20 protein-coding genes are annotated in these 21,760 nt (G+C 70.9%); 10 read left to right on the top strand and 10 right to left on the bottom strand.

The genetic code is table 11. The annotated features are described in order from the left end of the window. Positions 1-40: 40 nt before the first annotated feature. The 3 genes from ACWEIJ_RS14030 to ACWEIJ_RS14020 form a co-directional block, all read right to left on the bottom strand. Complete coding sequence (locus ACWEIJ_RS14030) at positions 41-670, bottom strand: TetR/AcrR family transcriptional regulator (RefSeq protein WP_449837540.1); 630 nt, start codon at positions 668-670, stop codon at positions 41-43. Between the two features lie 61 nt (positions 671-731). Continuing rightward, complete coding sequence (locus tag ACWEIJ_RS14025) at positions 732-1,484, bottom strand: DUF427 domain-containing protein (protein WP_449837539.1); 753 nt, start codon at positions 1,482-1,484, stop codon at positions 732-734. Positions 1,485-1,523: 39 nt separating this feature from the next. Continuing rightward, the gene (locus ACWEIJ_RS14020; protein ID WP_449837538.1) at positions 1,524-2,507 is read right to left on the bottom strand and encodes a ribose-phosphate diphosphokinase; all 984 of its coding nucleotides are present in this window, start codon (positions 2,505-2,507) and stop codon (positions 1,524-1,526) included. A gap of 267 nt (positions 2,508-2,774) precedes the next feature. On the opposite strand from ACWEIJ_RS14020, the gene ACWEIJ_RS14015 reads away from it, so the two are divergent. Both ACWEIJ_RS14015 and ACWEIJ_RS14010 read left to right on the top strand, forming a co-directional pair. Beyond that, positions 2,775-2,909, top strand: a complete 135-nt coding sequence (locus ACWEIJ_RS14015; protein WP_449837537.1) for a hypothetical protein — start codon at positions 2,775-2,777, stop codon at positions 2,907-2,909. Between the two features lie 87 nt (positions 2,910-2,996). After that, complete coding sequence (locus tag ACWEIJ_RS14010) at positions 2,997-4,478, top strand: alpha/beta hydrolase (protein ID WP_449837536.1); 1,482 nt, start codon at positions 2,997-2,999, stop codon at positions 4,476-4,478. 117 nt (positions 4,479-4,595) lie between these two features. Here the strand turns inward: ACWEIJ_RS14010 and ACWEIJ_RS14005 are convergent, their stop codons facing one another. Genes ACWEIJ_RS14005 through ACWEIJ_RS13995 form a run of 3 tightly spaced genes read right to left on the bottom strand, consistent with a single transcriptional unit; the run spans position 4,596 to position 9,074 of the window. After that, entirely contained in the window at positions 4,596-7,355 is a 2,760-nt protein-coding gene (locus ACWEIJ_RS14005; protein WP_449837535.1) for an AAA domain-containing protein, read from the bottom strand. 22 nt (positions 7,356-7,377) lie between these two features. After that, complete coding sequence (locus tag ACWEIJ_RS14000; protein WP_449837534.1) at positions 7,378-8,004, bottom strand: response regulator; 627 nt, start codon at positions 8,002-8,004, stop codon at positions 7,378-7,380. After that, complete coding sequence (locus tag ACWEIJ_RS13995; protein ID WP_449837533.1) at positions 8,001-9,074, bottom strand: sensor histidine kinase; 1,074 nt, start codon at positions 9,072-9,074, stop codon at positions 8,001-8,003. Before ACWEIJ_RS13995 ends, ACWEIJ_RS14000 begins: the two co-directional genes overlap by 4 nt. Before the next feature lie 133 nt (positions 9,075-9,207). Here ACWEIJ_RS13995 and ACWEIJ_RS13990 point away from each other — a divergent pair, with 133 nt between their 5' ends. Then, complete coding sequence (locus ACWEIJ_RS13990) at positions 9,208-9,975, top strand: CPBP family intramembrane glutamic endopeptidase (RefSeq protein ID WP_449837532.1); 768 nt, start codon at positions 9,208-9,210, stop codon at positions 9,973-9,975. On the opposite strand, the gene ACWEIJ_RS13985 is transcribed toward ACWEIJ_RS13990, so the two are convergent. Together ACWEIJ_RS13985 and ACWEIJ_RS13980 are read right to left on the bottom strand one after the other, a co-directional pair. Further along, a complete protein-coding gene (locus tag ACWEIJ_RS13985) occupies positions 9,929-10,867 on the bottom strand; it encodes a sigma-70 family RNA polymerase sigma factor (RefSeq protein ID WP_449837531.1) in 939 nt (312 codons plus the stop codon). The two genes, ACWEIJ_RS13990 and ACWEIJ_RS13985, sit on opposite strands and share 47 nt — an antisense overlap. A gap of 132 nt (positions 10,868-10,999) precedes the next feature. Beyond that, on the bottom strand, positions 11,000-12,280 hold the full coding sequence (locus tag ACWEIJ_RS13980; RefSeq protein ID WP_449837530.1) for a hemolysin family protein: 1,281 nt from the start codon (positions 12,278-12,280) through the stop codon (positions 11,000-11,002). Between the two features lie 94 nt (positions 12,281-12,374). Here ACWEIJ_RS13980 and ACWEIJ_RS13975 point away from each other — a divergent pair, with 94 nt between their 5' ends. From ACWEIJ_RS13975 to ACWEIJ_RS13960, 4 genes are all read left to right on the top strand, one after another. After that, positions 12,375-12,770, top strand: coding sequence for an ATP-binding protein (locus ACWEIJ_RS13975; protein WP_449837529.1), 396 nt, complete (start codon positions 12,375-12,377; stop codon positions 12,768-12,770). Positions 12,771-12,849: 79 nt separating this feature from the next. Further along, positions 12,850-13,260 (top strand): hypothetical protein, encoded by a 411-nt coding sequence (locus tag ACWEIJ_RS13970; protein ID WP_449837528.1) that lies wholly within the window; start codon positions 12,850-12,852, stop codon positions 13,258-13,260. 10 nt (positions 13,261-13,270) lie between these two features. Beyond that, a complete protein-coding gene (locus tag ACWEIJ_RS13965) occupies positions 13,271-14,335 on the top strand; it encodes a sensor histidine kinase (protein ID WP_449837527.1) in 1,065 nt (354 codons plus the stop codon). Then, positions 14,332-14,937, top strand: coding sequence for a response regulator transcription factor (locus ACWEIJ_RS13960; RefSeq protein WP_449837526.1), 606 nt, complete (start codon positions 14,332-14,334; stop codon positions 14,935-14,937). Before ACWEIJ_RS13965 ends, ACWEIJ_RS13960 begins: the two co-directional genes overlap by 4 nt. 3 nt (positions 14,938-14,940) lie before the next feature. On the opposite strand, the gene ACWEIJ_RS13955 is transcribed toward ACWEIJ_RS13960, so the two are convergent. Continuing rightward, positions 14,941-15,591 (bottom strand): GntR family transcriptional regulator, encoded by a 651-nt coding sequence (locus ACWEIJ_RS13955; protein WP_449837525.1) that lies wholly within the window; start codon positions 15,589-15,591, stop codon positions 14,941-14,943. A gap of 57 nt (positions 15,592-15,648) precedes the next feature. Between ACWEIJ_RS13955 and ACWEIJ_RS13950 the strand changes: the two genes are divergently transcribed. Together ACWEIJ_RS13950 and ACWEIJ_RS13945 are read left to right on the top strand one after the other, a co-directional pair. After that, a complete protein-coding gene (locus ACWEIJ_RS13950) occupies positions 15,649-16,065 on the top strand; it encodes a VOC family protein (RefSeq protein ID WP_449837524.1) in 417 nt (138 codons plus the stop codon). Positions 16,066-16,167: 102 nt separating this feature from the next. Continuing rightward, positions 16,168-17,409 carry a cytochrome P450 gene (locus tag ACWEIJ_RS13945; RefSeq protein ID WP_449837523.1) on the top strand — a complete coding sequence of 414 codons (1,242 nt, stop codon included), beginning with the start codon at positions 16,168-16,170 and terminating at the stop codon, positions 17,407-17,409. A gap of 534 nt (positions 17,410-17,943) precedes the next feature. Here the strand turns inward: ACWEIJ_RS13945 and ACWEIJ_RS13940 are convergent. After that, a complete protein-coding gene (locus tag ACWEIJ_RS13940; protein ID WP_449837522.1) occupies positions 17,944-18,534 on the bottom strand; it encodes a TetR/AcrR family transcriptional regulator in 591 nt (196 codons plus the stop codon). Between the two features lie 137 nt (positions 18,535-18,671). On the opposite strand from ACWEIJ_RS13940, the gene ACWEIJ_RS13935 reads away from it, so the two are divergent. Next, a complete protein-coding gene (locus ACWEIJ_RS13935; RefSeq protein WP_449837521.1) occupies positions 18,672-21,716 on the top strand; it encodes a S8 family peptidase in 3,045 nt (1,014 codons plus the stop codon). Positions 21,717-21,760: the final 44 nt, after the last annotated feature.

Below are 21,760 nucleotides of genomic sequence, written 5' to 3'. Positions count from 1 at the left end.
CGTTTGCTGTGGACCGGTGTCGGAGCATCGGTTTCGGTGCTCAAGGCGTTCCCCCTTGGTCGTGGTGCGACGGCACGTGAGCCAGTCCGGTGCCGAACAGGTCGAGCGCTTCACCCACGAGGTCGCCCAACGTGACGTTGTCGTCGAGCGCCCATCGCGTCACCGCGCAGCGGAACGCGGCACTGCCCGCGGCGACGAGCAGCCGCGGGTACAGGTGCGACTCGGGCAGCCCGGCCCGTGCCGCCACCGCCCTCGCGAGCAGCTGCTCGGACTCCGCGCTGGTGGCGAACGCGCGGACCAGCAGGTCCGGCCGCTGCATCAGGACCTCTCGGCGCAGCAGCCACAGGTCGCGGGCGCTGTCCAGCTCGTCGGTGATCTCGGCGAGCACCGAGGACCGGTAGGCCTCGAACGGCGTGACCCCGTCGGCCGCGGCCAGGACGCGTTCGGCCATGCGCGGCCCCGCCTCGGGGTCCGCGCCGATCAGCGCCTCGTCCTTGGACGCGAAGTAGTTGAAGAAGGTGCGCACCGAGACGTCGGCCTCGGCGGCGATCTCCTCCACGGTGACCTGGTCGTAGCCCCTCTCGGCGGCGAGGCGCACGGTCGCGCGTTCGAGCGCGGCACGCGTGCGGCGCTTCTTGCGGTCGCGAAGGCTCTCCCCCGGCTGGTTCACAGGGAGAGCGTACACGATCGTTTTGCAGTCTCTGCAAGTTTGCAGAGTGTGAAGTGCAGCGCTACGACCAGGGCGTCTTCGGCCTCTCCTGGAGCTCGCCGTCGACGAACAGGTCGACCCGTTCGCTGTAGAAGCACGCGAGACCCGCGACCTTCTGGCTCTCCGGCAGCGGCGCCCGGTAGATCCACACGATGTCGTCGTGGACCTTCCCGCCGACCTCGACCGACCAGTACGTGGCGGTGCCCTTGTACGGACAGTGCGTCTGCGTGTCCGACGGCCTGAGCAGATCGAACCGGACGTCGCTCAACGGCAGGTAGTAGCGCGGCGGAAGCCCGGTCTCGAACAGGATCCGCGGCTGCGCCGACGCCGCCAGCGTCACCCCGTCCAGCGCCACGCGCACGTGCCGCGAGCTGGCCAGGACGTCAACGCGCTTGTACGGGTCACGCGGGTGCACGTAGATCGGCTCGTCCTCTTCGAGCCACTCGTCCATCGCCGCGAACTCGAACCGCACGAGGTCCCGCAGCTCCTCGATCGGCGAGTCCTGGTAGACCAGCGCCGCGCCCTCGGCGGTGCCGCCGGGCGTGACGACGTCGTGGACCAGGCCCTCACCCCTGCTCGGCGAGTGCCTGGTCTCCCCCGTCGGCTTCAGCTCGGCGCGGACCGAGGAGAGCGGCAGGTAGTAGGCCGGGTAGTACGGGATCTCCCAGACCAGTCGCGGCGTGGTCGTGTCCACGACCAGTTCGCCGCCGAAGTACGCGCGGACCCGCTTCGCCGAGTGCTCGACCCTGACCCGGCCACGCTGCTCGTTGTCCATGTCTCATGGCAACACGGACCGGCCCGCTCCGCTTCCCGGTCAGGCGTTCCCGTCGAACAGGCTCGTGACCGAGCCGTCCTCGAAGACCTCCTGGATCGCCCGCGCCAGCAGCGGGGCGATGCTCAGCACGGTCAGGCCGGGGAACCGCTTCTCGTGCGGGATCGGCAGGGTGTCGGTGAGGACGACCTCGCGGGCCTTGCTGGCGATGAGCCGGTCGTACGCGTCACCGGACAGCACACCGTGCGTGGCCACGAGGACGACGTCCTTCGCGCCCTGCTCCAGCAGCTGCCGCGCCGCGCCCGTGCTCGTCATCGCCGTGTCGATCATGTCGTCGACCACGACGCACGTGCGGCCCTCGACGTCGCCGACGACGCGGTTGGCCATGACCTCGTTGGGGCGCAACGGATCGCGCGTCTTGTGGATGAACGCGATCGGGCACCCGCCGAGCAGGTCCGCCCACTTCTCGGCGAGCCGGGTGCGTCCGGCGTCCGGCGAGACGATCGTCAGGTCCTCGCTCGCGTACCGCGCCCGGACGTGGTCGGTCAGCAGCCACATCGCGTGCAGGTGGTCGACCGGGCCGTCGAAGAAGCCCTGGGCCTGCGCGGTGTGCAGGTCGACGGTGACGATCCGGTCCGCGCCGGCCGTGGAGAACATGTTCGCGACGAGCCGCGCCGAGATCGGTTCACGTCCGGCGTACTTGCGGTCCTGCCGCGCGTACGGGAACGACGGCACGACCGCGGTGATGCGCTTGGCCGAGGCGCGTTTGAGCGCGTCGACCATGAGCAGCTGCTCGATCAGCCAGTCGTTGATCGGCGCGCTGTGGCTCTGCATGACGAACGCGTCCGCGCCGCGCACGGACTCCTCGAACCGCACGAAGATCTCGCCGTTCGCGAAGTCGTAGGCGGCCTGCGGCGTGATCGCCACCCCGAGGTGCTTCGCCACCGACTCCGCGAGCTCCGGGTGCGCCCTTCCGGTGAGCAGGATGAGCTGCCGTTTGGCGATGCCCGGCTTGCCACTGGCCACGTCGCGCTCCACGTTCGTCCGGCGTTGAACCCGATCGTTCAGCATCACGGCGAGATCACGCAAACGCTGAGTCCGTCCGATGAGATTCCACGTTGCCGCGCAAATCCGCGTACCCCGATCGGCACACCCACAGGTGGTCACCGAGTACGCACGAAGTCCCACCCTCGGTATAAATCGGCCGATCCGGATTCACCTCATGGGGTACGGCGAGTGTGATTTCTTGATCAGCGTGCTTGTCCGCTCAACGATCATGCCTACGCTCCAGGCATGCCTGAAGCCCAGGACACTCCCGGACCGACACCACCGGCACCACCACCGAACCCGATCGTGATGAGCACCCCCATCCACGACCAGATCGCCGACCGGCTGGGAGTTCGCCAGAAGCACCGCCGGCCGGACTGACCGCCGTTTTGGCGACTTTCGAAGGTCGACGGCCCGCCCGCGAGCGAGTAGGAAAGGCCCCTCTGCGGACAAGAGGGGAGCTTGTCGATGCGTTTCATCGTGCTCGCGGCGACGATCGCGCTCACGGTCACCACCACACCCGCCTTCGCCGGCACCGGGGTGCCGCGGATCGACTGGCAGGCGTGCGGACCGGACCGCCCCGGCTTCGACTGCGCCTCGGTGAGGGTGCCACTGGACTACGACGACCCGCACGGCGCCACCACGTCGATCGCGCTGGCCCGCAAGCCCGCGACCGACCAGGCGCACCGGATCGGGTCGCTGTTCATCAACCCCGGCGGACCGGGCGGCTCCGGCGTGGACTTCGCGTTCAGCGCGGGCGCCCGGCTGTCCGCCAACCTGCAGGGCCGGTTCGACGTCGTCGGCTTCGACCCGCGCGGCATCGGCCGGTCCGACCCGCTGCACTGCTTCGCCAGCGAGGCGGACCTCGCCAAGTTCTTCGAGGGCGTGCCGGCCTTCCCGTACCAGGCGGCGCAGGAGCGGCCGTTCTACGACAGGTACCGCTCGCTCGGCCCGGAGTGCCTGGACGACCAGCCCATCGCCCGGCACATGAGCACCGCCGACGTGGCACGCGACCTGGACCTGCTGCGCCGCGCGGTGGGTGACCGCAAGATCTCGTACCTGGGCTTCTCCTACGGCACGTTCCTGGGCGCCACCTACGCGAACCTGTTCCCGAACAACATCCGCGCGCTCGTGGTCGACGGCGTGCTGAACCCGGAGCTGTGGTCGAGCGGGCACCAGGTCGAGTCCGACCGGATCGCGACGAAGGAGGAGTTCCGCGAGTTCCTCCGCAACTGCGACGAGGCGAAGTGCGTCTTCGGCCCGCAGTCGGAGAAGCGCTGGAACGCGCTGCTGGCCTCGGTCCGCGCCAAGCCGATCCAGCTCGGCGACCGGCTCTACACCTACGACGCGGTGGTCAACGCCGCGATCAGCGCCATGTACAACCCGAACGGCTGGCCGTCCGCGGCCGCGCTGTTCGACCAGTTGTCGAAGGCGTCGGCCGCAGCCTCAGTTGCTGCGGAACCGGATTACGACAACGAGTTCGACGCCTACAACGGCAACGTGTGCGCGGACATCGAGTTCCCGCGCTCCTTCGAGGCCTACCGCTCAACGGCCCGCTACGCCGCCGCGGGATCGGAGTTCGGTCCGGCGTGGTGGTGGGGCAACGCAGCCTGCGCGAACTGGCCGGTCAACACCGACCGCTACACCGGCCCCTGGCACACCCGCACCAGCGCGCCGGTTCTGGTGGTGGGCAACCACTTCGACGGCGTGACGGACTTCCGCGGCGCCCAGGCGGTGAACCGGCAGCTCGCAGGCAGCCGGTTGCTCGCTTACGCCGGTTGGGGACACACGGCGTACGGGCGGAGCAAGTGCGCGGCCGACCACACCAACGCATACCTGCTCAACGGCACGTTGCCACCGGTCGGGACGGTGTGCCCGGCGAACCCGAACCCGTTCCTGCCCACGGCGGCCGCCGCCCCGGAACCGCTGTACCAGCCCACCCGCCGCTGATCGCACGCCCCACGTGCCCCAGCCGACAACGACACCGCCACTCACGCCCACCCGCCGCCAAGCAGCACGCGGGGACCTTTCGTACTGACACGTGGTACGGGAGCGCCCCGCGTGCCCTCAGCGGCGGAGTTCCTGGGCCAGTTCGACGGCCGCGCGGGCGGGATCGTGGTCGAACCGGCTGCCGAACGCGTCGTGCACGCGCCACCCCGCGTGGCTGAGCGCACGCCAGCGAGCCAGATGCGCCCGCGCCCCGTCCGGGTGCGGGCGCGTCTCCACCGCCACCGCGCTGCCCTTCTCCCCCACCACCAGATCGACCCGCCACTGCCCCACCGGATAGCCGGTCCGCACCGCCACCCCGGCGGCCACGAGCTCCTCCGCCAGCCGGGCGGTCCACGGATCGGACGGCGCGATCCCGGCCGTCTCGGTGGGCGGCACGTCCGCGTGCTTCAGGTACTCGCCGATCAGCCCGGGCGGCTGCGCGGCCGACGTGATCACGTGCACCAGCCGGCGCGCCCGCGTGGTCAGCACCGCGAGCAGGTTGCGGTCGTTCACGAACCGCCACCCGCCCGGCCTGGAGTCGGCGGCGAGGCTGATCACCACCTCGTCGAACTCGCTGCCCTGCACGCCGTGCACGGTGCCGACGCGCACGCCACCCGTGGTGATCTCGTCCAGCGTCAGGTCGTACAGCAGCGCTCCCTCCAGGGCGTCGGCCTGCGCGCGGAACGGCGTCACCACTCCGATGGAGCGCACGCCCGCAGCGACCCGTTTGCGCACGTGGGCGAGCACGGCCTCGATCTCGGCCTGGTTGACGCCCTTGGCGTCCCGCTCGCTGGCGACGCGTTCGGTGTCGATGCAGTCGACGTCCGCGATCGACGGGTGCGTGGTGAGCAGGGCGATCTTGCCGTCGTAGAACTCCCGCGCCGCGAAGCCGATCAGGTGCGGCGCGCAGCGGTGGTGCTCGTCGAGCCAGTGCACGCCCGCGGTCGCGGCGGCCGCGTCGAACAGGCTCACCTTCGGCACGTCCAGCCGGTCGCGCAGGTCCCCGGTGCCCTCGGCGTCGACGGCCGCCTGCACGGCCTGGTCGCTCACGAACGACACGTGCCGCAGCTGCCGGGGATCGCCGCCGATCACCGCGGACCGGCCGCGCAGCAGCGCGGGGGCGGCGAGCGGCTGGTCGACGTGGCTCGCCTCGTCGATGATCACGAGGTCGAACATGCCCGGCACGGCGGGCAGGATGTCCTCCACGTCGGACAACGTGCCGACCCACAACGGCAGCGCCGCCACCAGGTCCGCGCTGTCGATCTCGGCCAGGCCGCGCCGGCGCGCCGCCCGTCCCGACCGCAGCGCCTTGGCCAGTGCCGCCACCGCGCGACGCGCGCCCGCTCCGCGCCGGCTGACCGCGAACTCCCTGAGCCACGCGGCGGTCGCGGCCCGGCTCGCACTGTCCTGTTCGGACAGCAACGGCCGCAGCTCGGCGAACGTCGTGCCACCACCGGCCGCCAGCCGCACCGCCGCGGCCGTCTGCTCGGCGGCCACGACCGCGGCCGAGAGGTCCTCCACCGGCACCTCACCGGCACCGGTCAGCCTGCGCGCCTTCTTCACCGCCCACGCCGTGCGCAGTTCACCGAGGAACCCTGTGCGAGGCCGCAGAAGCCCGTGCAGCGCAACGAAGTCAACGCCCGCGTCGAACGCACGGGGCGCGACCGACCGATGTCCGGCCATCAAGGCCTGATGCCGTCGTGCCTCCGTCGCGAGCTGCTCATCGGTCAACGCGGCGGTGACCGCGCGCTCCACCCGTGCGACCCCCGCGGCCGCGGCCCGCCGGGCCTGGTCGAGCTCCTTGAGCTCGTCCGGTCTCGCCAGCGCGGACAGCCCGTCGGACAGCTCGCGCGCCATCTGCTGCCGCAGCTCGGAGTCACCGAACAGCACCGGAACCGGCCCGGCCGCACGGCGCAGCGCGGCACCGAGCACGTCGGCGGCGTTGCGCGTGCGGCTGGCGAGCAGCACCGACCGTCCCGCCGCCACCGCGTCCAGCGCCAGCGCGGCCAGGGTGTGCGTCTTGCCCGCGCCGGGCGGGCCGCCCACCACGGTGATCCGGGCGCGGCGCGCGTGCTCGACGGCACGTTCCTGGCTGTGGCTCAACGGCAACGCCGAGGTGATCGGCTCGTCCCGGTCGTCAGCGGGCTCACCGGCACCGTAGAGGGCGGCCAGGGCGGTGTCGTCGACACCGGCAGCGGCCGCCCACCGGTACAGCGCCGAACCCTGCTCGGTGGTCACGACGGGCTCACCGGCGTTGAGCCCGCACCCCATCGCGACGACCAGCTCATGGCCGTGGATCCGCGAGTTGGGGTCGCCGGGCACGATCGGCACGTCCCCGAGCCCCGCCTGCCGCACCGTCTCGGCGATCCACGCCTCGGTCCGCGCGAGCGCCGCCTCGCGTTCCGCGACCACCTCCCAGTCGTCGATCAGCGGGAACAGGCCGGCGTCACCGGCGACGTGGAAGGCGTAGGTGAACCCCAGCCCGCGGTGCAGCCGCACCGGCCGGGAGATCAACGGCAGGCACACCCGCCGCCGCTGGCCGCCGATCTCCATCGGCCCGGTCAGGTACGCCCAGCCCACCCGCAGCAGCCGGTCCTCCTGATGCAGCGCGTCGTACGCGGCGAGGCGCTGCACCTGCTCGCGGGCGTGTCTCGGCGCGGTCCAGGTGATGGGCGTCCACTCCTGGTCGTGCTGCGTCGCCGTGATCGCCCGCCACGCCGGCTCGTGCTCGCCGAACCACAGCAGGCCCGCCGCCTTGGACAGGTCGAGCTGGACCTTCTGCGGCTGCTCGGCGGCACTGAGCCGGGCCAGGGTGCGCAGGACGGCGGGGACGTTCACACCGACCATCGTGCCACCGAGATCAGGACCGCCCGCCCCGGACCACCAGGGCGAGCTGCGTGCGGTCCCGCAGGCCGAGCTTGCGCAACGCGCTCGACACGTGGTTCTTCACCGTGCCCTCGGTGATGTACAGCCGCGCGGCGATCTCCCGGTTGCTCGCCCCGGTGCCGACCAGCGCGGCCACGTCCGACTCCCGCGCGGACAACAGCTCCTGGCCGGGAAACGCCGCTCTGGGCCCGACGACCTCGGCGACCAGCCGCGCCGCCACCGGACCGCCGAGGACCGTCTGCCCGGCCGCGACCTTGTGGATCGCCGCGACCAGGTCCTCGGGCGAGGTGTCCTTGAGCAGGTAGCCGCGAGCACCGGCCTTGAGCGCGCCGAAGACGTACTCGTCCTCCTCGAACGTCGTCAGCACGATGCACGCCACGGCCGGATGACCTTCGGTGAGCGCGCCGATCAGCGCCACGCCGTCCATCACGGGCATACGCGCGTCGACGAGAGCGACGTCCGGGCACGAACCGATGCGCGCCAACGCCTCCTCGCCGTGCGCGGCCTCGGCGACGACCTCGATCCCGTCCTCGATGTCGAGCAACGTCCGCAGCCCGCGCCGCATCAGCGCCTGGTCGTCGACCAGCATCACCCTGATCACGCCGGCAGCTCGACTCTCAGCTCGAACCCGCCACCCGCCCGGTTCCCGGCTCTCACCGCGCCTCCCAGCGCCGCCACGCGTTCGCCCAGTGCCACCAGCCCGAAGCCCTCCCGCAACGACTCTGCGCCACCGCCGTCGTCGCTGATCACCAGCACGGTCGTGCGGCCTTCGAAGCTCAGCTCGGCGGTCACGGCGGTGGCCCCGGCGTGGCGTAGCACGTTCGTCAGCCCTTCCTGGAACGCCCGGTACAGCACGATCTCGGCGTCCGGGCCGAGCTCGCGTTCCGGCCCGGTCACCACCAGGTCGACCTTCAGTCCGTCGAACGTGCGGGCGAGCTCGCTCAAGGCCGCGCTCCCCCGCCGCCCCTCCAACGCGAGGGGCCGCAACGCGCGCACGGACCGCCGTGTCTCCGTCAACGCCTCCATCGTCAGCAGTTTGGCCTGCCGCACCTCGTCCCAGGCCTTCTCCTCGGCCCGCTCCCGCAGCCGTTCCGCGTTCTCCAGCCCGATCTTGACGACGGTCAGGTAGTGCCCCAGCGAGTCGTGCATCTCCCGGGCCATGCGCGCGCGTTCCTCGGCAACGGCCAGCCGCCGGATCTCCTCGGCCAGCAGCACGGCCCTGCGCACGGCCGCCGCCACGCTGATGCCGAACGCGCACAGCACACCGACGACCGAGGCCTCACGCAGCGCGTTGACCCAGTCCTGGCCGTAGAGCACCATCCCACCCACGAGGATCAACGCGACTATGGCCGCGAGCGTGCCCATCGCCCACCGCGTGCCGAAGACCTGTGTCACGTTGCCGAGCCCGATCAGCAGCAACGGCGCGACAAGCCCGCTTCCGTCCACAGCGGCCAGCACCACACACACGATCACGAACGCGACGCTCACGGATCTGCGTGTCGCGGTGACATCCCACGGCAACATGAACCACAACGCGACGAGCGCCGCCAACAGGACGATGAGCGGCACGACACCGAGCCACGCCGGGTAGGTGGGCGCGCCGAGCAGGTGCACCGCGAGCACGGCCGGTGCCACGACCCAGAACAGCACGGTGAACAACGGTGGGCGCACGGCCTGACGCTAGCCAGATCCCGGTGGCCGCACATCAGACTCAAGAGGTGCCGCACCCATGACTTCGGTCATGGTGGGCTGCCTGTCCGCGGCTCGATGTCCTCGAAGCACGCGGTTCGCAGAATCTCCAGGCATGCGAATCGTATTGGCACTACTGGGTTTCATCGCCACGATCCTGATCGTCGGCGTAGCGGTTCAGCTCACGACGGCGTCGCTGCCCCTGCCGCTGCCGATGCTCATCGGCGGCGTGGCGGTGTCGGCGAGCGTGTTCGGCCTGGTACACCTGCTGCGCCGGTACGTGGACCGCAAACCGCAGGACCTGGTGCGCGTCGACCGCACCACCCTGCCGTTGTTGCTGCTGGGCATCGTGATCGCGGCCGCGGTGTCCCTGCTGGGAGGCGCGGTGAGCGTGTGGCTGGGCTTCGCGGACTGGGGCGCGGACACCGGCACGCCGGCCTGGCCGGTCGTGGTCGTCTCGGTCGCCGCGAGCACGCTGCTGGTGCAGGGCTTCCCCGAGGAGCTGGTGTTCCGCGGCTACATCTTCGCCAACCTGCGCGACAGGCTGTCGCCACGCGGCACGATCGTGGTGAGCTCGCTGATCTTCGGCTCGATCCACGTCGTGTCCCACAGCGGCGCGACCACTCTCGCCCAACGCCTGGTCTACGCGGTGATGGCGGTCGGGTTCGGGCTGATGCTGGCGTGCTGCCGCGCGGTCAGCGGGTCGTTGTGGCTCGGCGTCGGGTTCCACGCGGGCCACGACGCGTTCGTGCGGCTGTTCGTGACGCTGCGCCCCGACGCGTTCATCGGGGCGCAGCTCGTGACGTTCGGCGCGTTGGTGATCGCCGCGGCGATCACTAGCCGGCGAGCGCGAACAGCTCTCCCGGCCGGCCGGACTGCTTGAGCTGTGCGATCGACTGCTTCTCCAGCTGGCGGATCCGCTCGCGGGTCAGCCCGAGCTCCTCGGCGACCTCCTGCAGCGTGCGCTCACGGCCGTCCTCCAGGCCGTACCGCAGGCGCATGATCCGGCCCTGCCGTTCGGGCAGAACGTCCAGCAGGGACCGGACGCCCTCCTCGAACTGCCGGCGCTCCACCAGTTCCGGCGCGGACACGCCGTCGGTGTCCTGGATCAGGTCGCCCAGCACGGAACCGCCGTCGTCCCCGATCGGCGTCTCCAGCGACACGCAGGTGCGGGACGCGTCGAGCAGGTCCTGCACGCGCGTGGCCGAGGTCTTGGCCTCGGCGGCGATCTCCTCGACCGTGGCGTCGCGGCCCAGCGCCGCGGACAGCTTCTGCCCGACGCGCTTGAGCTTGTTGACCTCCTCGACGACGTGCACCGGCAGGCGGACGGTGCGCGTCTGGTCGGCCAGACCGCGTTCGATGGCCTGGCGGATCCACCACATCGCGTAGGTGGAGAACTTGTACCCCTTGGCGTAGTCGAACTTCTCGACCGCGCGGATCAGGCCGAGGTTGCCCTCCTGGACCACGTCCCCGAACGGCAGCCCGCGGAACGAGTGCTTCTTCGCGACCGACACGACCAGGCGCAGGTTCGCGCGGATCATGTGGTCCTTGGCCCGCTCGCCCTGCGCGACGATGCGACGGAGCAGGCGGGCGTCACGCGTGGTGTCGCCGGACTCCAGCAGGTGCGCGGCGTAGACGCCGGCCTCGATGCGCTTGGCCAGGTCGACCTCTTCGGACGCGGTCAGCAGCGGCGTCCGGCCGACCTCGCGCAGGTACTGGCCGACCGAGTCCCCGTCCTGCTGCCCGGACGCGCGGTTCTTCAGATCTGCAGGCATGACAAATCCCCCGTTTCCGTTGGCAGGAGTGACAGCGAGACGCGAGTTCGCGCCGGATGACCGGCTACCAGGCGAACTCGCCGCCGTCTGCGGAGCAGCGGCCATGAACACCGCTGCACGTGGTGTAACGGTTCAGATGTCCACTTCATTCCGCGGTTCGGCCTGTGACCTCAGCCTCACCCGCGTGATCGCGTGGTGCTCGACGGCCAGGACCTCGATCTTCCAGCCGGACACCTCGACGACGTCACCCGGTTCCTCCGGGATGCGTCCGAGCAGCACCAGCACCAGACCGGCGATCGTGGCGTACGAACCGGGCGGCCCGGTCAGCTCGACGCCGACGTCCGCCAGGTCGTGCACGGGAAACGTGCCGGGCAGTTGCATCGACCCGTCCGCGTCCGGCCGCACGGCCACCACGTCCGAGTCGGTCTCGTCGTAGATCTCACCGACGACCTCCTCGAGCAGGTCTTCCAACGTCACGATGCCGTCGACGGCGCCGTGCTCGTCCACCACCAGCGCCATCTGCTCGTGCTCGGCCCTCATGCGCCGCAACGCGTCCGTCACGCGCACCGAGTCCGGCAGGTGCATCGGCACCCGCGTCACCTCGGTCAGCGGCACGGTGTCGTCGAGCAGGTCGCGCAGGTGCACCATGCCGATCACGTCGTCCAGGTGACCGTCCTTGGTCACCGGCGCCCGTGAATGTCCGGACCTCGCCAGGACTTCCCGCGCTTCGGGGGTCGTCAAACCTGCCTCCAGCACGGTGACGAGCCGCCGCGGCACCAGCACCTCGCGCAGCCGCCGTTCGTGGATCTCCAGCGCGCCGGTCATGATCGTGCGCTGCTCGGGGTTCAGATGCTGTTGCACCTCAACGAGATCACGCAGCTCCTCCGGCGACATCTGCTCCTCGTCGAGGTCCGGGTCGCCGCCGAAGATCCGCACGACCAGGTCGGTCGCCTTGCTGAGCAACCACACCACCGGCCTGGACACCGCCGACAGGAGATCCAGCGGTCCCGCGATGATCTTCGCCCAGCGCAGGGCGTACTGCATCGCCAGCCGCTTGGGCGCCAGTTCCCCGAACACGAGCGTGAAAAACGTGAGGACGATCGTCACGAGCGCGATCGCCACCCCGTTCGCGGCGCCGTCGAGGAACCCCAGCAACGGCACGAGCGGTTGCGCGAGCGACACGGCCGCGGTGGCCGAGGCCAGGAACCCGGACAGCGTGATGCCGATCTGGATGGTCGCGAAGTACCTGTTCGGATCACGTGCGAGCCGGACGAGCGTGTGCCGTCCTTCCCGTTCCAGCGACCGCAGCTGGCCTTCGCGCAACGACACCAACGCCATCTCGCTGCCCGCGAACGCCGCGTTGACCAACACCAGAACCACGACCAGCGCGAGGTTGAAGCCGTACCCGTCCACACGTTTGAGGTAGCACGCAGGGTGGTATTTCGCGACCTGACGGCCATCTTGAGCAGCCAGGAGGGCCTCAGCAGCGAACGAGGTGGGGATCTGGATGGACGCTCCCGAGGTGCTGAGCGCCTCCGCGAGGACCCTGTACACCCTGCCGGAAGATCAGCCCGATCTCGTCGCCATGCGCGCGTGGGTCGGCACTCTGTTGGGAGACCTCTCCGAGGACATCCGGCTCGACGTCATGCTCGTGTGCACCGAACTGGCAAGCAACGCCTACGAACACGCGGAAGGACCGCGGACCGTACGAGTGCAACGGCACCTTGACTACGTACGAGTCGAGGTCGACGACCACACGCCGGCTGAGCTTCCGCACGTGGGTGAGTCACGGCTCGGGGACTCGCGAGGCCGTGGATTGTTGTTGGTGGCCCAGCTCTCACGTTGCTGGGGCACACGCGAGATGGTGGGTGGCAAGACCGTGTGGGCGGAGATCGACGCATAGCTCGCCTGTGCGTTTCGCACGGGAAAGTCGTGACACCGCACGGATGGGTTCTGCGGCGGGTCGCTTCGACTCTTGAGGCATGACCTCGAAGACAGCTGACAACACGACATCGCCGGTGCGCGCCGTGGTCGACCGTTGGCCGATGGCCCTCGCACTGGCGGTGTCGTTCGACTTCTGGGAGACACCGCTCGTGCCTCCCGTGTGGACGCTGCTGCTGTGCCAAGTGGCGTATCTCTTGTGGGGCTGGCGGGCGCCACGCGTACAAATCGCGATGCTCAGCGCCTACACCGCTCTGGCCGCCCTGGTGATCATCGCGACGCCGCACGCGCCACGGGCCGGCGTGCTGCTCATCGCTCTCGGCTGGGGCGCGCACGCCGCCTGGGATCTCGTGCACCACCTGCGCGACGCCGTGGTGCCGCGCTGGTTCTCGGAGTTCTGCGGCGTGTTCGACCTGGTCATCGCCGTCACGATCCTGCTGAAGTGGTTCTAGGCTGATGGCGATGAACGATCTTCCGCACACCGCGCTGCGCTGGACCCTGCACGTGCTGTGGGCGGCCACGCTCGCCGTGCCGCTGGTCTCGGTGCTGCGCGAGCCGTCCGCCTCCCGCTGGCTCGGGGTGCTGGGCGTGCTGATCATGGCCCTGGCGTACGCGGTGGCGGTGCGGGAAGGCAGGCTGCGGGCCCTCGTGGTCGCCACGCTGGTGTCGATCCCGCTGGTGGCGCCGGTCGGCCCGGACGAGCTGTCGACGTGGGCGTGGATCGGTGGCGGTGCCGCCGGGTTCGCCCCGCTGCTGCTGTCCGGCGTGTGGCGGTGGATGGCGGCGCTCGGCGCGGTCGTGCTGTCGGGGCTGGTCGGGTTCTTCGTGAGCCGTGACCACACGACCTACCAGATGATCGCGGCCGCGGTCGGCGCGACGATCATCGCGATGGCGGGCCTGCCGACGTGGTTCGCCGGGCTGCTGGCGCAGGCGCGGGCGGGTCGCGAGGCCCAGGCGGAGCTGGCGGTGAGCGAGGAACGGCTGCGGTTCGCCCGTGACGTCCACGACCTGCTCGGGCACCGGCTGACCGTGATCGCGCTGAAGGCCGAACTGGCCGGGCGGCTGGCGCCGTCGGACCCGGAGCGGTCGGCCGCCGAGGCGTTCGAGGCCCAGCGGCTGGCCTCCTCGGCGCTCGCCGAGGTGCGCGACGCCGTGCACGGTTACCGCGCGGTCGACCTGCCCGAACAGCTGGAGGCCGTGCGGAACGTGCTGCGCGAGGCCGGCATCCGCTGCACCGTCTCGGACATCCCGGTGCACGGCGAAGGCGCCACGCAGCTCGCGCTCGCCTTGCGGGAGGCCTGCACGAACGTGCTGCGGCACAGCCACGCGACGTGGTGCATGATCGACATCGCCGAGCACGACGGGGAGGTGCGGATGACGGTCACGAACGACGGTGTCGCGGTCGAGCCTTCGCGCGAGGGCAACGGGATCCGGGGCCTGGGCGAGCGGCTGGCTGCGGTCGGCGGAAAGGTGTCGGTGGAGCGGTCGTCCACCGAGTTCACCGTGCAGGTCGTGGTGCCCGCGTGATCAGAGTGCTGCTGGCCGACGACGAGGAGCTGATCCGCGACGCGCTCGCGGCCCTGCTCGACCTCGAACCGGACCTGGAGGTCGTGGCCCGCGCAGGTGACGGCCGTGCCGCCGTCGAGGCCGCGCGGGCGCACCGCCCGGACGTGGCCGTGGTGGACCTGCAGATGCCGGACCTGGACGGCCTGGAGGTGACCGAGGAGCTCGCACGGGTGCTGCCGTCGTGCGCGGTCGTGATCCTGACCGGCCGGGGCAGGCCGCCGCACCTGCAGCAGGCCCTGCACGCGGGCGCGAAGGGCTTCCTGCCCAAGGGATCGCCGGGCGGCACGCTGGCCGACGTGATCCGCCGCGTGCACGGCGGCTCGCGCTGGGTCGACCCGGCACTGGCCGCAGACGCGCTCGCCGCGCCCCCGTGCCCGCTCACCCAGCGCGAGCTGGAAGTGCTGCGGCTGACCGAGTTCGGCACGCCGGTCGCGGAGATCGCCTCCCGCACGTCGTTGTCCGCGGGGACGGTGCGCAACCACCTGGCCGCGGCGGTCGCGAAGCTCGGGGTGGCCAACCGGGCGGCGGCCTTCCAGCTGGCGCACGACCACGGCTGGCTGTGACGGTCAGGCGCCGGAGGTCAGCACGTCGAACGCGTGCTTGCGGTGCTCCGCGAACAGCTTCAGCGCACTTCCGGCGTTGCCCAGCCGCAGTGCCGCCACCAGGTCGCGGTGCTCCTGCCGGATCTGCTCCAGGTAGCCGTCGCTGCTCAGGTTGACCCGCGTGATCAGGAACAGGTGCACCTGCGACCGGATGGCCTCCCACGCCTGCGCCAGCCGCGTGTGGTGCGCGGCGGCGTACACGGCGTCGTGGAACGCGATGTCGCACCGCACCATCTCGTGCGGCGTGTCCGCGCGGTCCATCGCGACGGCGGCCTGCTCGATCGCGGCGAGATCCGCGTCCGACGCCCGGTCCACCACCCGGCGCACGGCCAGCACCTCCAGCGCCCCGCGCAGGCTGTCGAGCTCGGCCACGTCCTGCAGCGACAACGCCGTCACCGTGGTGCCCCGATGCCACTCGGCCCGGACGAGGCCCTCGCGTTCGAGCTTCTGCAGCGCCTCGCGCACCGGGCCGCGGCTGACCTCCAGCGCCTCGGACAGCTCCACCTCGCGCAACGCCGCGCCCGGCGGGTAGCGGCCGTCGAAGATCGCCGCACGGATCTCGTCGGCCACCTCGGTGCTCAGGCCACGACGGCGGGCTGGGCCCATCTTCGTCATGTCGCAATGTTAACAAGAGCACAAGCAGACAGGTTGTCCTAATGTTAACATTCCGACATGCCGAACATCCCACGCTTCCACCTCGCCATGCCGGTCGACGACCTCGACGCCGCCCGCCGCTTCTACGGCGAGACGCTCGGCCTGGAGCAGGGCCGCAGCTCGGACACCTGGATCGACTGGAACCTGCACGGCCACCAGTTCGTCACGCACCTCGCGCCCAGGACCGAGCGCGTGCACAACCCCGTCGACGGCCACGACGTGCCGGTCCCCCACTTCGGACTGGTGCTGACCGTGCCGGAGTTCGAAGAGCTGGCCGCGAAGCTCACCGAAGCGGGCACGAGGTTCGTCATCGAGCCGTACGTGCGGTTCAAGGGCGAGCGCGGCGAGCAGTGGACGATGTTCCTGCTGGACCCGGCCGGAAACGCGCTGGAGTTCAAGGCCTTCGCCGACGACTCGCAGGTGTTCGCGGCCTGAAGTCGCGGCAAGAATCTTGCACGACGCGCAAGTTTGAGTAGCGTGGTGGGTGACGCCGAGCCATGACCCGGTCACGCCGGGTCAGCCGAGGAGGGGGACACCATGACCACGGCAGAAAGGCAGCGCAACGCGCAGGAGCTCATCCGGCCGCAGCTGCCCGCCGAGCTCACGCAGCGAGGCAAGTGCCCGTTCGACCCGGCCACCGGGCTGACCGAGTTGAGCGGGCAGGGCCAGATCCACCGGATCGAGCACAACGACGAGGTCGTCTGGCTCGTCACCGGCCACGAACAGGCGCGGGCGGTGCTGTCCGACCCGCGGATGAGCTCCGACCGCATCAACAGCCCGCGGGCGCGCAGGCTCATCTCACCGGAGCTGCACGCGAAGCTCTTCCCGCCGGAGCGGCGCGCCGGGTCGTTCATCTTCATGGACGCGCCCGAGCACACCCGCTACCGCAGGCTGCTGACCGGCCAGTTCACCGTGCGCCGGATGCGGGACCTGACGCCGCGCGTGCACGAGATCGTCACCGCCCAGCTCGACGCCATGATCGAGATGGGCCCGCCGGCCGATCTCGTGCGCGACTTCGCACTGCCGGTGCCGTCACTGGTGATCTGCGAGCTGCTGGGCGTCGACTACGGCGACCGCGAGGAGTTCCAGCACCGCACGGCGAAGCTGCTGAGCCTGAAGACGACGATCGAGGAGCAGATCGAGGTCGGCACCGAGCTGCGCAAGTTCATGTTCGGCCTGGTCCGCGACAAGCAGCGCGACCCTGGCGACGACCTGCTGTCCGGGCTGGTCCGCGACACCGACCTCAACTCCGCAGAACTGGCCGGCATCGCGAACCTGCTGCTCATCGCGGGCCACGAGACGACCGCGAACATGCTCGCGCTGGGCACGTTCGCCCTGCTGGAGCACCCGGACCAGTTCGCACTGCTGCGCGAGCACCCGGAACTGGCCGAGAACGCGGTCGAGGAGCTGCTGCGCTACCTGTCGATCATCAGCATGGGCGTCGCCAGGCACGCCAAGGAGGACGTCACCATCGGCGACGTCACCATCCGCGAGGGCGAGACCGTCGTGGTGTCCGTACCCGCGGTGAACCGCGACGAGACCCAGTACCCGAACCCGCACGAACTGCTCATCGACCGCCCGCGCGGCCACCACGTGGCGTTCGGGCACGGCATCCACCAGTGCCTGGGCCAGCAGCTGGCCCGCGTGGAGATGACGGTCGGCTTCACCGAGCTGGTGCGCAGGCTGCCCACCCTGAAACTGGCCGTGCCCGCCGACGAGGTGCCGCTGCGCACCGACATGTCCATCTACGGCGTGCACTCGCTGCCGGTCACCTGGTGACCGAGGCGCCGAGCCGGCCGCGTCGGTCGGCTCGGCGCCGCCGGACACGTCGGGCCGGTCTGGCGCCGCCTGGTGACATCGGCGTCAAGCCGACCCCACGCGCCGGCGAACCGCCACCGCGCCAAACCGGCACCCAGCCGCCCTGCCCACCACCACACGCAACGCGACGCCGAGCGGGCCAACCGCCACATACGCACGCAACCCGGCACCCCGCAGGCCAACCACCACACCCGCCGCACGCACCCCCGGCACCCAGCGGGCCAACGACCAACCCGCCGCACGCAACCGACGCCCCAACGGCCGACCACCCGCCGTCCGTAACCCGACACCCAGCGGGCCAACCGCCTACCCACCGCGCGCAAGCCAGCACGCAGCCGACCTGCCCACCCACCACACACACCGCACGCAACGCGGTGCCGAGCGGGCCGGCCACCACACGCACGCCGACACCCCGCAGGCCAACCGCCCTGCCCACCACCACACCCGCCGCACGGAACCCAGCGCCCCAGCGGACCGACCTCCGAGGCGCCCCGGCTACCGGGTGAACCCCGCCCCGAGCTGGTCGATCATCCGCGCGACCAGCTCCGCCGCCGTGTACCGCTCGGACGCGGCCGGCGTGTCCAGCCACCACTGCACGACCGCGCGCAACGTCGCCAGGATCGTCGAGGCCGTCACCGCCGGATACGGGTCCACCGCGGCGTCGAGGCCGCACCGGTCCGCGATCGCCGCAGTCAGCTCCTGCTCGCGGGCGGAGTAGGCGGCGAACACGTGCGGCAGCAGGGCCGGGTGGCGGCGCAGTTCGCGGGACTGGCGCAGGCGTTCGAGGTCGATGTGCTGCGGATAGATCGACTGCAGCGCCCCGCGCAGCGCGACCAGCACCGGCTCCTCCGGCGGGCGGGCCGCGAACGCGCGCACGAAGGTCTCGGCGGTCTGCTTGTCGCCCGCCATGACGGCTTCCTCTTTCGAGGAGAAGTAGTTGAAGAACGTCCGCAGGGACACGCCGGCCGCGCGTGCGATCTGCTCGACGGTCACGCCGTCGTAGCCGTGCTCGACGCAGAGGCTCCAAGCGGCGTCACCGAGCGCCGCCCTGGTAGCAGCCTTCTTGCGTTCACGCAGGCCAGTCATGGCGCACAGGGTAGTGCGCCGCCGCCGGACCTACGTGCCGAGACGCGCCTGGACCGGGAATTGGTTTAGACCTTGCTGGATGGTGATCATCTCACTACGGTCCGTGAGAACGCTCTCACAGACTCGCGGAGGATCAGGTGCGCTTACTCGGAGTCGTACTGGCCGGTGCCCTGCTCACCCCGGTCCAGGCCCATGGCTCTCCCCCACCCGCGGCCACGATCACCCTCATCACGGGCGACCAGGTGCTCACGAGCCAGCGCGCCGTCCGGCCGGCACCGGGCCGCGAGCACGTCGTGTTCACGACCTACACCGCGCAGGGCCACGAGTTCGTGGTGCCGGACGACGCCCTGCGGATGATCGCGGACGGACGGCTCGACGAGCGCCTGTTCGACGTCACCGAGCTCGCCACGTACGGCGGTGCACTGCCGGTGATCGCCACCTATCCCGAGGGCACCGTCAGCGCGCAGTCCGGCCTCCGATTGCGGAGCATCAACGGCGTGGCGTTCGACGCCGCCAGGACACCGCTCGCAGGGCTGTCGAGCGCCGGGAAGATCTGGCTCGACGCGAAGCGCAAGGTGAGCCTCGACCGCAGCGTCGGGCAGATCAACGCCCCCACCGCCTACGCCGCGGGCTTCACCGGCAAGGGCACCACGGTCGCCGTCCTCGACACCGGCGTCGACCAGACCCACCCCGACCTGAAGGACCGCGAGATCGGCGAACGCAACTTCAGCGGCTCACCGGACGCGGGCGACCACCACGGGCACGGCACGCACGTGGCGTCGATCATCGCGGGCACCGGCGCGAAGAGCGGCGGCAGGTACCACGGGGTCGCGCCGGACGCGCGCATTCTGGACGTGAAGGTGCTGGGGGACAACGGTTCCGGTCAGGACAGCAGCATCATCGCCGGTATGGAGTGGGCCGTCGAGCAGGGCGCCCAGATCGTCAACCTCAGCCTCGGCGGCTACGACACCCCCGAGATCGACCCCCTCGAACAGGCCGTCGACCGCCTCAGCGCCGAGAAGGGCACGCTGTTCGTGGTCGCCGCCGGCAACAGCGGCCCGGACGCGGGCACCGTCGGCTCGCCGGGCAGCGCGGACGCGGCCCTCACCGTCGGCGCCGTCGACCGCCAGGACCGGCTCGCCGAGTTCTCCAGCCGCGGCCCGGTCAAGGCGGGCACGCTCAAGCCCGACCTCACCGCGCCGGGCGTCGGCATCGTGGCCGCGCTGCACTCCGACGGCAGGATCGGGCCGCCGGTCGCCGACGGCTACACCTCGCTCTCCGGCACCTCCATGGCCACCCCGCACGTCGCGGGCGCGGCGGCGTTGCTGCACCAGCAGCACCCGGAGCTCAGCGGCGCCCAGCTCAAGGCCCGCCTCACCGGCAGCACCACGCCGGCCGCGAACCTGACGCCGTTCGAACAGGGCTCCGGCCGCGTCGACGTCGCCAAGCTGATCAGGCAGAACGTGACGTCCACGCCGACGAGCATCAGCTTCGGCTCCCACCGGTGGCCGCACACCGGCGAACCCGCGCTGTCCAAGGAGATCACCTACACCAACACAGGCGCCGAGCCGGTCACCCTCGACCTGACCACCGAGACGACCGGCGAGATCTTCAGCGTCTCCCCCGCGAGGCTCACCGTGCCCGCGGGCGGTTCCGCGACCGCCACGGTCACCGCGGACATCGCCAAGCAGCCCGGCGGCGGTGTGATCGGCGGCGCGGTCGTCGCGAACGGCCTGCGCACGGCCGTGGTCGTCGACCTGGAGAAGGAGAGCTACGACGTCAGGATCACCGGCGTCGAACGGTCGGGCGCCACCGCGAGCTCCACCTTCGCGTTCCTGATCAACGTCGACACCGGCGCCCGCGTCTGGCCCGACTCCGCGACCGGTGTCGCGCGCGTGACCAAGGGCCGCTACCTCCTGAGCGGCAGCGTCCTGTCGGCGGGCACCCACGACATCATCAACTACCCGGACCTGACGGTCACCGGCGCCACCACGATCGTCCTCGACGCCCGGCAGGCCAAGCCGGTCCAGGTGACGCTGCCCGTCCCCGCACGATTGTCGTTGCTGCAGACGGGTTTCGAACGCGTGGTCAACGGAACCGCCTACACCATCGGCAACTTCTCCGTCGGCGGCGCGATCGACCAGCTCGGCGTCGCGAGCCTCGGCCCGGACTCGGCCGAGGTGACCGGCAAGACCGCCACCTTCTGGACCGCGGGCACCGACTTCTACGGGCTCGCCTGGTACCAGCGGGGACACGCGCCGAACGGCCTGACGAGAACCGTCCTGAAGCGGGACCTCGCGACCGTCAGGGTCGACATGCCGCCGCTGAAGGAAGGCCAGAGCGCCACCGTCGGCCACACCTCGGCGCCGGAAGGCCGTGCCGACTGGGGCTACGGCTCCCTGGACGACCTCGCCGCGGGCCCGCGCACCGAGTACTACGGCGGCGAGGGCGGCGACTGGTCGCGCCGGCTCAACCTGTTCGGCCCGACCGGCAACACCGGCGCTCTCGTCGCGCCACTGCGCCACTACAAACCGGGCCGGTCCTATGTGGAACGGCTCAACCGCCCGGTGTTCGGCCCGGCCCTGCCCGAGACCCGCGACACCCCGCACACGTTCCGCACCGGAGACCTGATGCGCGTGACGATCCCCCTGTACGGCGACAACGCGGGCAACGAGGGCTACGGCCCGGTCAGCTCCGCACGGACCACGGTGTACCGCAACGACGTGAAGGTGGCGGAGACACCCGAGGCGGGCTGGGCCCTGCTCGACGTCGAGCCGGGCGCCGCGAACTACCGCGTCGAGACCGCCGCCGCCCGCGACACCTCGTTGAGCACCGAGGTGTCCGGCGTCTGGACGTTCCGCAGTGACACCACGGCGAAGCAGACCGCGTTGCCGCTCAGCGTGATCCGCTACACCCCGCAGCTCGACGACGACGGTTTCGCCGCGGCGGGCCGGATGCTGGCGGTGCCGGTGTCGACGCAGTCGCAGACCGGTTCGGTGCGCATCACGTCCGTCGAGGTCTCCTACGACGGCGGCACGACGTGGCGGCCCACGCCGCTCACGCACGACCGACTGCTGCTGGCCCATCCGGCGAACGCCAAGTCGGTCTCGTTGCGCGCGAAGGCGTCCGGCCCTGGGCAGACCGTCGAGCAGACCATCATCAACGCGTACCTGCTTCACTGACGAACTTGCGCAAGCCTTGCGGCAAGGCCTGCAAGCCCGCCGCA

This window comes from Lentzea sp. NPDC004789 (assembly GCF_053601075.1).
Note: the sequence above shows the minus strand (reverse complement) of the source record. Positions and strands in the feature narration are given on the sequence as shown.